This window comes from Collinsella sp. AM31-2AC, assembly GCF_003469285.1.
GTDB classification, from domain to species: Bacteria; Actinomycetota; Coriobacteriia; order Coriobacteriales; family Coriobacteriaceae; genus Collinsella; species Collinsella aerofaciens_AT.
Genome location: NZ_QSJB01000010.1, coordinates 28,938 through 41,822 on the forward strand (window position 1 = coordinate 28,938; position 12,885 = coordinate 41,822).

Annotated in this window: 10 protein-coding genes; 9 read left to right on the forward strand and 1 reads right to left on the reverse strand. The window is 60.6% G+C overall.

Annotated elements, in window-relative coordinates; translation table 11 throughout:
* The first annotated feature begins 5 nt into the window (after positions 1 to 5).
* Genes DW796_RS06020 through DW796_RS06030 form a run of 3 tightly spaced genes read left to right on the forward strand, consistent with a single transcriptional unit; the run spans position 6 to position 3,284 of the window.
* A complete protein-coding gene (locus DW796_RS06020) occupies positions 6 to 809 on the forward strand; it encodes a TlyA family RNA methyltransferase (RefSeq protein ID WP_118094606.1) in 804 nt (267 codons plus the stop codon).
* Positions 806 to 1,666, forward strand: a complete 861-nt coding sequence (locus DW796_RS06025) for an NAD(+)/NADH kinase (protein ID WP_055250448.1) — start codon at positions 806 to 808, stop codon at positions 1,664 to 1,666. Before DW796_RS06020 ends, DW796_RS06025 begins: the two co-directional genes overlap by 4 nt.
* Positions 1,656 to 3,284 (forward strand): DNA repair protein RecN, encoded by a 1,629-nt coding sequence (locus DW796_RS06030; RefSeq protein WP_118094607.1) that lies wholly within the window; start codon positions 1,656 to 1,658, stop codon positions 3,282 to 3,284. Before DW796_RS06025 ends, DW796_RS06030 begins: the two co-directional genes overlap by 11 nt.
* Positions 3,285 to 3,343: 59 nt before the next feature.
* Here the strand turns inward: DW796_RS06030 and DW796_RS06035 are convergent, their stop codons facing one another.
* Complete coding sequence (locus DW796_RS06035) at positions 3,344 to 4,201, reverse strand: MurR/RpiR family transcriptional regulator (RefSeq protein ID WP_187362379.1); 858 nt, start codon at positions 4,199 to 4,201, stop codon at positions 3,344 to 3,346.
* 272 nt (positions 4,202 to 4,473) lie between these two features.
* Between DW796_RS06035 and DW796_RS06040 the strand changes: the two genes are divergently transcribed.
* From DW796_RS06040 to DW796_RS06065, 6 genes are all read left to right on the forward strand, one after another.
* On the forward strand, positions 4,474 to 6,477 hold the full coding sequence (locus DW796_RS06040) for a fructose-specific PTS transporter subunit EIIC (protein WP_118094569.1): 2,004 nt from the start codon (positions 4,474 to 4,476) through the stop codon (positions 6,475 to 6,477).
* A gap of 549 nt (positions 6,478 to 7,026) precedes the next feature.
* Positions 7,027 to 7,290 carry an HPr family phosphocarrier protein gene (locus DW796_RS06045; protein WP_022094575.1) on the forward strand — a complete coding sequence of 88 codons (264 nt, stop codon included), beginning with the start codon at positions 7,027 to 7,029 and terminating at the stop codon, positions 7,288 to 7,290.
* A gap of 133 nt (positions 7,291 to 7,423) precedes the next feature.
* Complete coding sequence (gene ptsP, locus DW796_RS06050) at positions 7,424 to 9,127, forward strand: phosphoenolpyruvate--protein phosphotransferase (protein WP_117564113.1); 1,704 nt, start codon at positions 7,424 to 7,426, stop codon at positions 9,125 to 9,127.
* A 74-nt stretch (positions 9,128 to 9,201) separates the two neighbouring features.
* The gene (locus DW796_RS06055) at positions 9,202 to 10,134 is read left to right on the forward strand and encodes a 1-phosphofructokinase family hexose kinase (RefSeq protein WP_055250439.1); all 933 of its coding nucleotides are present in this window, start codon (positions 9,202 to 9,204) and stop codon (positions 10,132 to 10,134) included.
* A gap of 189 nt (positions 10,135 to 10,323) precedes the next feature.
* Positions 10,324 to 11,256 carry a 1-phosphofructokinase family hexose kinase gene (locus tag DW796_RS06060; RefSeq protein ID WP_117854608.1) on the forward strand — a complete coding sequence of 311 codons (933 nt, stop codon included), beginning with the start codon at positions 10,324 to 10,326 and terminating at the stop codon, positions 11,254 to 11,256.
* A 201-nt stretch (positions 11,257 to 11,457) separates the two neighbouring features.
* Entirely contained in the window at positions 11,458 to 12,852 is a 1,395-nt protein-coding gene (locus tag DW796_RS06065; protein WP_118094570.1) for a CCA tRNA nucleotidyltransferase, read from the forward strand.
* Positions 12,853 to 12,885 lie beyond the last annotated feature (33 nt).

Consider the following 12,885-nt stretch of genomic DNA (forward strand, 5'->3'; position numbering starts at 1 on the left):
CATTCATGAAACGCGTGCGTCTCGATGACGAACTGATTTCACAGGGCATCTGCGCCGATCGCGCGGATGCCCTTCGCACTCTTATGGCCGGCTTGGTCTCGAGCGGCGGTGAGCGTTTGACCTCTCCGGGGCTCAAGGTGACGCCGGGCCTGCCGCTGCACGTTAAGGGGCGCATTCCGTACGTTGGGCGCGGCGGCCTTAAGCTTGAGGGTGCGCTCGATGCGTTTTGTATCGATCCCACGGGCCTTGCCTGCCTGGACGTAGGCTGCTCTACCGGCGGCTTTACCGATTGCCTGCTCAAGCGCGGAGCTGCGACCGTTGTCTCGGTGGACGTGGGTCGCGCCCAGTTCGATTGGTCGTTGCGTCAGGATGATCGCGTGACGCTGCATGAACGCACAAACGTGACGCAGCTGCCTGAGCTTGGCTATGCCGGTGCCATCGACCTGGCTGTATGTGATGTCTCGTTTACCGGCATCGCGAATATCATCGACGCCGTGCTGGCGTGCCTGAAGCCTTCGGGTTCGTTCTGCACGCTCGTAAAGCCCCAGTTTGAGGCGCCGGCTGCGCTGGTGGGCGAGCGCGGTATCGTGACCGACCCCGCCGTCCGCCGCGATACGCTCGTGGCGACGATTGAGCTTTTTGCCGCCAAGGGCCTGTTCCCGCTTGACGTGTGCGTGTCGCCCATCCATGGCGCTAAGGGCAACGTTGAGTTTTTCCTGTACGGCACAAGGTTTGCCCCTGGTGAACGCACCGACGATGAGCTGCAATCCCAGGTATCGGCTTTGAGCGAGAAAGCTGCAACGCTATGAAGGTCTTTCTGGTTCCCAATTACTACAAGCAAGAGGCGGTCGAGAGCGGCCTGATGCTCGAGCTTTGGCTTTCGCGCCAGGGCTACGAGGTCGCATGGGCTGCCGACCAGCGATCGAAGATTCAAAGCACGCCTGATATTGATGGCTCAGATCTGGTCATTACGCTCGGCGGCGACGGTACGTTGCTGCGCGCTGCCCGCATCCTCAACCATCGCGAGATTCCTATCCTTGGTCTTTCCTATGGTCACCTGGGCTTTTTAACTGCTGCGAGCCCCGAGGAGCGCGACATTTTGCAGGTTGTGAGCGATGCCCTGTCCGGCGAGCTCCACGTGAGCCGCCGCGCCACCATCGCCGCCGATATCGTTTCGGTGCGCGAAGACGGCACGAAGGATGTTGTGCGCACGTTTGCCCTCAACGATATGGCACTTACGCGCGGTCCCCTGTCCGATATGGTTGAGTTTGACATCACGGTGTCGGGCCACCATATCGATCGACTGCGTGGCGACGGCGTGGTCGTGTCCACGGCGACTGGTTCTACGGGGTACGCGCTCAGTGCAGGTGGCCCCATCGTGAGCCCCGACTATACGGGTATGGTCTGCGTACCCATTGCGCCGCACACCATTCAGGCCCGTGCTTTTTTGACCTCGCCGAGTGATGTCGTTGAGATCTTTATGTCTGATGATCGCCCGAGCGTGCCGGCGATTGCCATCGACGGACAGTTTATTACCTGCGATGGCACGGTCGAGAGCGTGGCCGTGCGCCGCGGGCCCGGAGATGTTCTGCTGCTGGATTACGGCCCCGAGAGCTTCTATAACTCGGTGAGCCGCGTATTCTATGGAGTCCGTCATGATCGATGAGCTGCAGGTTTCTAACATTGCACTCATTCGCGAGGCGACGCTGGTGCCGAGTACGGGCCTAACGGTTTTGACCGGCGAGACTGGCGCCGGTAAGACCGCGCTGCTTTCGGCGCTCAAGCTCATTTTGGGCGAGCGTGCAGATTCGTCGACCGTGCGCGAGGGAGAGGCGCTGGCGAGCGTCGAGGCGCGCTTGTTCGACGGCCCGCACGACACGGAGGGCTTTACCGTGCAGCGCAGCCTTTCTGCCGAGGGTCGCAGCCGCGTCAAGATTGACGGCCGCATCGCCAGCGTGCGCGAGCTTTCCGAGCGCGTCGGCGTGATGATGGATCTGTGCGGCCAGCATGAACATCAGCGTCTGCTCGATCCGGCGCATCATGTTGCCATGGTTGATGCCTGGGCTGGTCGCTCTGCGCTCGAGGCGCTCGACCGTTACCGTGCCTGCTTCAAGGCGTCGCGTGCGGCTGCCAAGGAGGTCCGTCGCGTAGAGGAGGCGTCGCGTGCGCAGGGGAGTCGCGTCGAGGAGGCGCGCTTTGCCCTCGAGCGCATCGGCGAGGTCGACCCCAAGCCGGGCGAGTATGAGGAACTCGAGGAACTGCTGCCGCGCTCCGAACATGCCGAGGTTCTGGTTGCCACAGCTAACGATGCCCATACATCGCTTGTCGCCGAAGGGGGAGCGCTCGATGCCGTGAACAGCGCCGTGGCAAAGCTTTCCCGTATGGCTACCGTCGATCGCAAACTGGGCGACATTGCTGATGCGCTTTCGGATGCCTGTATCTCCCTTGAGGATAGCGCGAACGAGCTTCGTGCCTATCGCGATGGCGTCGCCTTCGACCCGCGCGAGCTCGCTCGCATGCGTGAGCGGTATTCCGACCTCAAGGGCCTGTTGCGTCAGTGGGGTCCCACCATGGACGATGTTTTTGCCATGCGCGATCGCTCGCAAGAGCTGCTGTCCTTGGTCGATGATGGCGATGAACAGATCAAAAAGGCGCGTGAATCACTTGGTGCTGCCGAGCGCGAGTTGTTTGCCGCTGCCAAGGCGCTTAAGCGCGCTCGCAATACGGCTGCCCCGCGCTTCTGCCACGAGGTTGGTCGTCAGATGGCACGCTTGGAGATGGGCGGCGCCGAGCTCGTTTGGGAGTCGCGTGATCTTCCGCGCGCCGAGTGGACGCCGGCGGGTCCTTCGAGCTACGAGCTTTTGTATCGCAGCGGTGCCGGCTTGACGCCGCGACCCCTGCGCCGCATTGCGTCGGGCGGCGAGCTCAGCCGCGTTATGCTCGCGAGCAAGGTGGTCTTGGGTAATGCTGACGGCGTCGACACACTGGTATTTGACGAGGTCGATGCCGGTGTCGGCGGCTCCACTGCCCGTGCGTTGGCAGGTGTACTGGCCGATCTTGCCGCCACGCATCAAGTGATTGTCGTAACCCACCTGGCGCAGGTCGCCGTCATGGCCGACAAGCATTACGTGGTCAGTAAAGAGCCCGGCGACGTTCCCCAAACCCATCTGGACGAGGTGACTGGCGCTGCCCGTATCGCCGAGATTGCCCGCATGCTCAGCGGCGATCAGTCGGAGGCAAGCTTGGCCCACGCAAAGCAGATGCTCGAAGAAGTTCGAGGCTAGGTCGTATCGGCGGTGCTGGTGGGACAAAATAGACTGAAATTTTTGTCCCACTACGCGTTTTACTCAACGACCTTATCGGGCTGGATGAGCTCCTCGTAGTAGCTGATATGCTCGCGAGCGTCTTCAATCTCGGGCAGCAGGAAGTTGTAGATGACTTCGATGATCATCGTGGCGCTGATCTTAGAGAACGCAAAGTCGCCTGTCGTCAGCAGCGCTTCGTGGTTGACGGTATTAAAAGTGTAGTCTGCCAGACGCGCGAGCGGAGATTTGCTGTCGCTGCTGATGACGACTACGGTTGCGCCGCAGTTGCGAGCCGCTTTTGCCATGCGATTCAGTCGGCGCGATTTGCCGGAGTTTGAGATGAGCACGATGACGTCGCCGGGGCGTAGTGTGAGTGCAAACCCGATCGAGGTCTCGCTGATGGTGCTCGCCATACAGCGAAGGCCCAGCTGCGAAAACTTAAACGTCGCATCGAGCGCGACCGCGTTCGTATTGCCCACAGCCGCAAACTCAATAACCCCTGCATGCTTAAGGTCATGTACAACAGCCGCCAGCGTATCGTGGTCGATCCCGTCGATGGTCGCATTAAGCTCGCTCACCTTGGCAGCTAGGATGTTCTTGAGGCTCTGCTCCATATTGTCGAGTGAGACCTCGTCAGTCAGGCCCTCGTTGCGCTGGCTTTCCAAATCCCTCGCCAACGAAAACTGAAAGCTGCGGAAGCTACCAAAGCCAAGTTTGCGGCAGAAGCGCGAAACGGTCGCCTCGGACGTGGCGGCGGCGCGTGAGAGCTGAGCCGCCGTGAGGCGTGGCGCCTCGGACTGGTGCTCCAATATATAGTCGACAATGCGCTGCTCGGACTCGCTGTATCCCTGATGGGTACTAATGAGGGAAAGTGCGCTCTTGCTACTATCGGTCATGGATGGCTCCTGGTTGGCATGAAAATCGGAATCGTTTTGTAATGTCATAGTATAGGGGGATTTTCAATAACAAGATACACCTTGCCGTTTCAAGTGTTGATGGTAAACTTTCACCTACCGTTTACGGTTATGAAAGAACCTTTCACCGGAGAATTGCACCTTGTCTCTTCTCACGTGGACAGTAGGTTGGTATCTTTCAGTTGTGGAAAAACGCGTATCCAAGCGCGTGTAGGGGAGCGCCCGCGGGCGCTGTACTCAAGAAGGAGGGACACATGGCTAAGTTTGACATCATCGCCGCCACCGGTTGCCCGACCGGCATTGCGCACACCTTCATGGCTAAGGAGGCACTGGAGAAGGCAGCTGCCGAGCGAGGTCTGACTATTAAGGTCGAGACCCATGGCCAGGTCGGTGTCGAGAACGAGCTCACCAAGAGCGAGATCACCGGTGCCAAGGCCGTCGTCGTCGCAGCCGATAAGGATGTCCAGGCTGAGCGTTTCGCCGGCAAGCCCATGGTTTCCGTTGGTGTTTCCAAGGCCCTGTCCGTTGAGGCCGCCGGTAAGCTGATTGACCGCGCGCTCGCCGCCAAGGGCGACAACACGGTTGCAGCCGCTGCCGATGTCGAGGACGAGGCCGAGGAGAAGGAGTCCATCGGTCACGTCATCTACAAGCACCTTATGAACGGCGTCAGCCATATGCTGGTCTTCGTCGTTGCCGGTGGTGTCCTGACCGCCGTCTCGTTCCTGTGGGGCATTACGTCCTTCGATTCGACGGCTGCCGACTACAACACCTTCGCCGCTATGCTGAAGATCATCGGCGGCATCGCCATGAACCTCATGGTTCCCGTGCTTTCTGCCTACATCGCCGAGTCTATCGGTAAGCGCCCGGCGCTCGTCCCTGGTTTTGTTACCGGTATGATCGCCATTCAGGGCCTGCCTGTTAACGCCGAGACCGGCATGATCGACGCCGGTGGCGCCGGCGTGGGCTTCGGCTTCCTGGGCGGCATCGTCGGCGGCTTCCTCGCTGGCTATGTCATCCTGCTGCTCGAGAAGGTCTTTGCCGGCCTGCCCAAGAACCTGGACGGCCTCAAGGCAATCTTTTTGTACCCGCTGTTCTCGACCGCCATCGTCGGTCTGGTTATGCTCGGCATCTCCGGCCCCATGGCTGCCATCAACACGGCAATGATGGACTTCCTCAAGGGCCTGTCCGCCTCTGGCGCCGTTGTCCTGGGTCTTGCCATCGGCTGCATGTGCGCCTTTGACATGGGCGGCCCGGTCAACAAGGCTGCTTACGTCACCGGTACCGCTATGCTCACCGAGGCTCTCGCCGCCGGTGTTGGCACCGACACCTACAACTTCGGCACCAACTTCATGGCTGCTGTTTCCGCCGCCTGCATCGTTCCGCCGCTGATCACCACCTTCGCCGTCGTTGTCGGCAAGAAGTACTTCAGCCAGGAGGATCATGACGCCGGTATCGTCAACCTCATCCTTGGTTGCACCCACATCACCGAGGGCGCCATTCCGTTCATGACCAAGAACATCTGGCCCGTCATGCCCATCATGATGCTCGGTTCCTCCATCGCTTCGATCCTGACCATTATGTTCAACGTCCACGATCCGGCACCCCACGGTGGCTTCCTGGTCCTGCCCGTTGTCGAGAACGGTCCGCTGTGGGTCCTCGCGATCCTCATCGGTGCTGTTGTCGGTGGCATCCTGTTCGTGGCCTTCAAGAAGTACGACTTCGAGAAGAATCAGAAGGCCGCTCCTGTAGCCAAGCCGGTTGAGGCTTCCAAGGCCGCTGCCGTTGAGGCCCCTAAGGCCGAGGCTGCCGACTTCGTGAAGGTTGAGAATGTCTTTGTCGCCGAGGACTTCGCTTCTCGTGACGAGGCTCTGATCTTCGTTTCCAACCAGGCTGTCAAGGCCGGTATCGCCAGCGACGCCGACGCCGTGATGAACGCCTTCCTGGCCCGCGAGGCCGAGGGCACCACGGGCATGATGGAGGGCTTCGCCATCCCGCATGCCAAGTCCGACGCCATTACCGAGGCTGCCGTCATCGTCGTTAAGGACGAGTCCGGCGTGACCGGTTGGGATACCATGGACGGCGCTCCTGTCAACGTGGCCATCGCTCTGCTCATCCCTGGTGCACAGGCTGGCACCACGCACCTCAAGATCCTGTCCAAGGTTGCCGAGGCGCTCATGGACGAGGACTTCCGTGGCACCGTCAAGGGTTCCACCGACGCCGCCGAGATCGCCAAGACGATCAACGCCCGCCTGGTCTAATTCCGCAGTACGCGAATAGCATCGCCCCCTGTAACAAAGGCGGAGACCCTCTCCAGGGCCTCCGCCTTTTTCATGCCCCTTCTTCTAACTTGCGGTGAAATAAGGACTGTTTAAACGTTTCAACCCCAAAATCAGTCCATATTTCACCGCAAGTTAGAAGAAGGGGATAGCGCTGCCTGTCTATCGGATCGTCCGGGCGGACAAATATTAAGCCAGAATTCCTTTCAGCCGACATTGCTCTGGACCGACCGAGTTTCCGCAGCTTGCTCGCCCCGGACCCCGCGCGCGGGGGCCATGAGATTTATCGCGAGTTCCGCACGAGCCGAAGAGCACTTAATGTGCTCTTCGTGCGAGCAGGACTGTAGAGCAGGAAATCTCATGGGTCCGCGCGCGGGGTCCGGGGCGAGCGAGCGGACAGAACAGACATCTGTCCAACAATTCGTGCGAAACACAATGAAAAACCGTTTGATGTGAGTTAATATAAACAACGTCGTGAATCTGACTCCTGCCGCATACACGACAGGGGTTAAACACAAAAAGGAGTCAATTATGGTTTCTGAGAAGGCTACCCTCGTCAATCCGCAGGGTCTTCACATGCGTCCGGCTGGCCTCTTCGCCTCCACCATGGGCAAGTACGCCTGCGACGTGACGGTCGTCACCCCCGAGAAGGAGGTCAACGGCAAGTCCCCGATGGCCCTCATGGCTGCTGGTATCCCCTGCGGTACCGAGGTCGAGGTCAAGTGCGACGGCGCCGACGAGGCCGAGGCTCTGGCTGCTGCCATCGAGCTCATCAAGAGCGGTCTTGGCGAGTAGAACTCAAACGGGTCGCATGTTGAACAATTAAGTTCATACTTGGGGGCGCAGTGACCTGCATCAAGGTAGCTGCGCTCTTTTGTCATGGATATGGCAAAACGCTTTATCACATGGCACGGAGAGAGGAATGGGAATGTATCAGGGAGTCAACGCATCCGAGGGCATCGGAATCGGCACCGTCATGGTCGCCGTCGATCCCGACTTGACGTTTGAACCGCACGAGGTCGCTGATTCGGCAGCAGAGAAGGAGCGCTATCAGACCGCTCTTTCGGTCTTCTGCGAGAAGACCCAGGCTCAGGCCGACCACATGAAGGAGACGGTGGGCGAGGCCGAGGCCGAGATCATGAGCGGACACATTGTCCTGGCTCAGGACCCGGGCATGACCGACGCCATCAACGCCGCCATCGACGGCGGCACCTGCGCCGAGCAGGCGCTCATGGACACCTCGACCATGTTCGAGAACATGTTCCTGTCCATGGACGACGAGATGTTCCGTCTGCGCGCGGCCGACATCGCCGACATCCGCACCGGTATTCTGGCCGAGCTGCTGGGCAAGGAGGTCGTCGACCTCTCCGTCCTGCCCGAGAACACCGTCGTTGTCGTGCACGACCTTACGCCGTCCATGACCGCCACGATCGATAAGGCCCACGTTGCCGGTATCGTCACCGAGACCGGTGGCCGCACGTCGCACTCCGCGATCATCGCGCGCGCCCTCGAGATTCCGGCCGTCCTTTCGGTCTCTAACAGCTGCACCGCCCTTCGCAACGGCATGACCGTCGTCGTCGACGGTGGCAAGGGTGTTGTCGAGGCCGATCCCGACGAGGAGACGCTCGCTGCCTACACCGCCAAGGCCGAGGCCTTTGCTGCCGAGAAGGCAGCCCTCGAGGCCTTCCGCGGCAAGCCTTCTGTGACTGCCGACGGCATCAAGAAGATCATCGCCTGCAACATCGGTAACCCCGATGACGTGCCCAACGCGCTCGATCACGATGCCGAGGCCATCGGTCTGTTCCGCTCCGAGTTCCTGTTCATGGACTCCGCTGAGCTTCCTTCCGAGGAGGAGCAGTTCAACGCCTACCGCAAGGTCGCCAGCGCGCTCAAGGGCGCTCCGGTCATCATCCGTACGCTCGACGTGGGCGGCGACAAGGAGATTCCGTACCTGCACATGGTCAAGGAAGACAACCCCTTCATGGGCTTCCGCGCCGTGCGTTACTGCCTGGCCAACCCCGATCAGTACAAGGTCCAGCTCCGCGCCCTTCTGCGCGCCAGCGCCTTTGGTGACGTCAAGATCATGATCCCGCTCGTCACCTGCGTCGAGGAGGTCGTGGCCGTCAAGGAGCTCGTCGAGCAGTGCAAGGCCGAGCTGACCGAAGAGGGCCGCAAGTTCAACGAGAACATCGAGGTCGGCATCATGGTCGAGACGCCTGCCGCTTCGCTGCTCGCTGACCGCCTGGCCGAGGTGGCCGACTTCTTCTCCATCGGCACCAACGACCTGATCGGCTACACCATGTGCGCCGACCGTGGCAACGACACCATCTCCAACCTGTACCAGGTGTACTATCCCGCCGTGCTCCGCTCGCTCAAGAACATCATCGAGAGCGGCGTGAAGGCCGGCATCATGGTCGGTATGTGCGGCGAGGCCGCTGCCGATCCGCTGCTTGAGCCGCTGCTGATCAGCTGGGGCCTGGAGGAGTTCTCGATGAGCGCTCCGTCCATCCTGCGCGCCCGCAAGACCATCAGCCAGTGGACCAAGGCCGAGTGCGACGAGCTCGCCGAGAAGGCGCTCGCCTGCAACACCGCTGCTGAGGTCAAGGCACTGCTCGAGTCCGCAGCTCGCTAATTTGGTATCAGAGGTAACCGCGTGGTTGGAATGGGCCGGCCACGCGGCCCTCACATATACAGGGGGTACTGTAAATGTTCTACACGCTAACCGCTAACCCGGCTGTCGACATGACGGTTTCGAGCTCTCCGCTCGAGCCCGACGAGAACGTCCGCACCGGCTCGGCCAGCTACACGGCTAACGGCAAGGGCCTCGACGTGTCCTTCGCCTTTAAGAAGATGGGCGTCGACACCGTCGCGCTCGGTTTCTTCGCCGGCTTCACGGGCAAGTTCATCGTCGAGGAGGTCATGAACCTGGGTTGCCTCTGCCGCCCGGTCTGGACCGACGGTATCACGCGCATCAACACCTACGTCAACGATGGCCAGCACGAGTACGGCATCCTGAACCCCGGTGCTCCGATCACGCCGCAGCACCAGGAGGAGCTCTACAACATCCTGGACACCGCGGGCGACCTTGAGTGCCTGATCGTCTCCGGCTCCGTGCCTCCCAAAGCTACGCCCGACTTCCTGGCTCAGGTCATGGAGCACGCTCAGGCCCGTGGCGCCGACGTCGTCTTGGACCTGTCCTCCGACAAGCTCAAGGAGCTCGCTCACAAGAAGCCGCTGCTCATTAAGCCGAACCATCACGAGATGAAGGCTATCTTCGGCGTGCCGGTCGACACCGACGACGAGGTCCGCGTTGCCATGAAGCTGGCTCACGAGGCCGGCGTCCAGAACGTGCTGCTCACCCGTGGTAGCCGCGGTGACGCTTACTTCTCCAACGGCGAGGACATCTGGTATGCCAAGCGTGAGTTCAACATCAAGCTTGTCTCTTCCGTCTGCGCCGGCGACTGCACCCTCGCTGCGTTCCTGCACAAGTGGTACAGGGATCGCGACAACGTCGAGGAGGCCATGAAGCTCGCTATGGCCACCGGCGCCAACGTTGCTGAGTCCGTCGGCATCGGCGACTTTGGTCACGTCGACGAGTACAGCAAGCGCGTTGCTGTCCGTAAGCTCGATCGCAAGTAAGCGAAACGCGACAAACTCGTGCGCATACGGCGTCCCGGTTTCGACCGGGGCGCCTTTTTTGTTCTGCCATGGGGGAGACATGTTCTGCCGTACTTCATCGCTTCCACACCGTTTACCGAGTTGTCCTAGCCTTTTACCGATGTGTGGAATATACTTTCATTAACACGTTGCTTCGTGAAAGGAACATTCATGATTTATACGCTCACTGCAAATCCCGCTATTGACTACAACATCTCCTGCGATGGCCTGTCCGCCAACACCGTCACCCGCACCCGTAACGCTGTCTACACCCCCAACGGCAAGGGTCTCAACGTCTCTTTTACGCTCGACCACTACGGCGTCGACACCACGATCCTGGGCTTCTTCGCCGGCTTCTCGGGAGAGTTTATCGTTAAGGGCGCCGAGGCCCTTGGCGTGCCCGTCAAGCCCGTGTGGACTGACGGCATCACGCGTGTCAACGTGTTCCTCAACGCCGGTCCCGACACCGAGTACAACATGGTCAATGCCGGTGCCGCCATCAACGCTGCCAACGAGCAGGAGATGTTTGAGCTCATCGATTCACTTGACGACATGACCTGCCTGGTCATTAGCGGCTCGCTGCCCCCCAACACCTCTGAGGGCTTCCTGGCCGAGGTGCTTCGCCGCGTTAAGGCAAAGGGCGCCGAGTTCGTGCTCGATATTTCGAGCCATCAGTTGGCCGACCTCATTGCTATGGAGCCGCTCCTCATTAAGCCTAACGACGACGAGCTGCTCGACATCTTTGGCATTAAGGTGAGCGGTGGCGACGACGAGTCTGTCAAGGGCGCGATGGCCGAACTGCATGCCAAGGGCGCCAAGAACGTGCTGTTGACCCTGGGTGGCGCCGGCGCGTACTTCTCCAACGGCGAGCACATCTGGTTTGCCAACCGTACCTTTGAGGTCAAGCTGCTGTCGACCGTTTGCGCCGGTGACTCTTCGCTGGCCGCCTTCCTGTCCGTGTGGCACGACGCTCCCGAGCGCGTCGAGGACGCCCTGCGCCTCTCGATGGCCACCGGCGCCAACGTGGTCGAGTGCCCGGGTCTGGGCGATTTTGCTAAGGTCGATGAGTATCAGAAGGGCATCGCCATCCGTCAGGTCTGCTAACGCAGCGCACGGACCTTGCATCTTTGCTTTGTAGAGCACCCGTCTCGGATTGCCGAGGCGGGTGCTTTTTCATGTTTGTAGTCGATGCCTTGGGATCCAATCGTGCTTGAAGCGCGTTCGCGTGTGCGCCCGCTCTCATTTCTTGCTAGACTTCTTGGAAACCATCAATCGATATGCCCGCAATTGCAGGAGGCCACAGGAATGTGCAATGTTTCGCTCAACGCTACGCAGCCGTCAGCCGCCTCTCTGTGCGTGTTGCGAGCGCTCGAGGATGCCGGTCTTGAGGCCTGGTACGTGGGCGGTTGGGTACGTGACGCCCTGATGGGACGTCCCGGCCACGATGTCGACATGTGCTGTAGCGGCCTGTGGCAGGAGTCCAAGGCGGCACTCGAGGCCGCCGGTATTGCCGTAGTTGAGTCGGGCATTAAATTTGGCGGCATTACGGCTATTTGCGATGGCGAGCGCATTGAGGTCACCACCTATCGCCTGGACGGCTTCTATACCGACGGTCGTCATCCTCAGAGTGTGGAGCGCGCCGCTTCGCTTGAGGACGATCTGGCGCGCCGCGACTTTACCGTCAATGCCATGGCCTGGCATCCCGAGCGTGGTCTTGTCGACCGCTACGATAGTCAGGGCGACCTGAAGCGCAAGCTCATCCGCGCCGTTGGAGATCCCAAGCGTCGTTTTAACGAGGACGCGCTTCGCATGCTGCGCGCGGTGCGTTTTGCCTGCCGTTTGGATTTTATGATCGAGCCTAAGACTAAACAGGCGCTTGCCGAGTGCGCGCCGCTGCTCGATGCTGTGGCGCGCGAGCGCGTGGGCATTGAGCTCGAGGGTATCCTTTCGACCGGCCATGGGGGAGACGCGATGCTGCGCTACCCCGAGCTTGTTTGCGCCGCCGTGCCCGAGCTCGCGTCCGCTCGCGGGTTTGATCAACGCAGCGTCTATCATGCGTTTAACGTCTACGAGCATATCGCCCGCGTGCTGACGGTGGCAGGGGAGCTGGCGCTGTGCGACGGCGTCGCGCCCTCGTCGAGCCTTATGTGGGCGGCGTTTTTGCACGACGTTTCCAAACCCGAGTGCTTTACGGTCGATCACGACGGCAGCGGCCACTTCTACGGTCATCCCGAGCTCGGCGCCAAGAAGGCGCGTGTCATCATGGATCGCCTGGCGCTCTCGCACGATTTGGTGCGCGATGTGTGCCTGCTGATCAAATACCATGACAAGCCGCTGCGCCCCGAGCGCTCCTGCCTGCTCAATATGATGCGCGCGCTTTCGGGCGAGGGTGTCGATACGCCGCGTCTGATGGACGAGCTCATGGACCTTAAGCGTGCCGACACGCTCGGCAAGGCGCCCTCGTGCTTCTATTACGTCGAGACGATCGAGGAGATGCGTACGCTCGCCCACGATCTGCTGCAGGCGGGGGAGCCCTATACACTCAAGATGCTTGCCATCAATGGTGGCGACCTGATCCGCGCCGGCGTCAAGCCGGGGCCGGAGCTGGGACAGCTTCTCAACGCCGCCCTCGACGCCGTGATCGAGGACAACATCCCCAACAACCGCGAAGCCCTCCTGGCTCATCTCAACTTGAACTAGCTAACCAGTTGACCTGCGCGTTCCATAACCTGC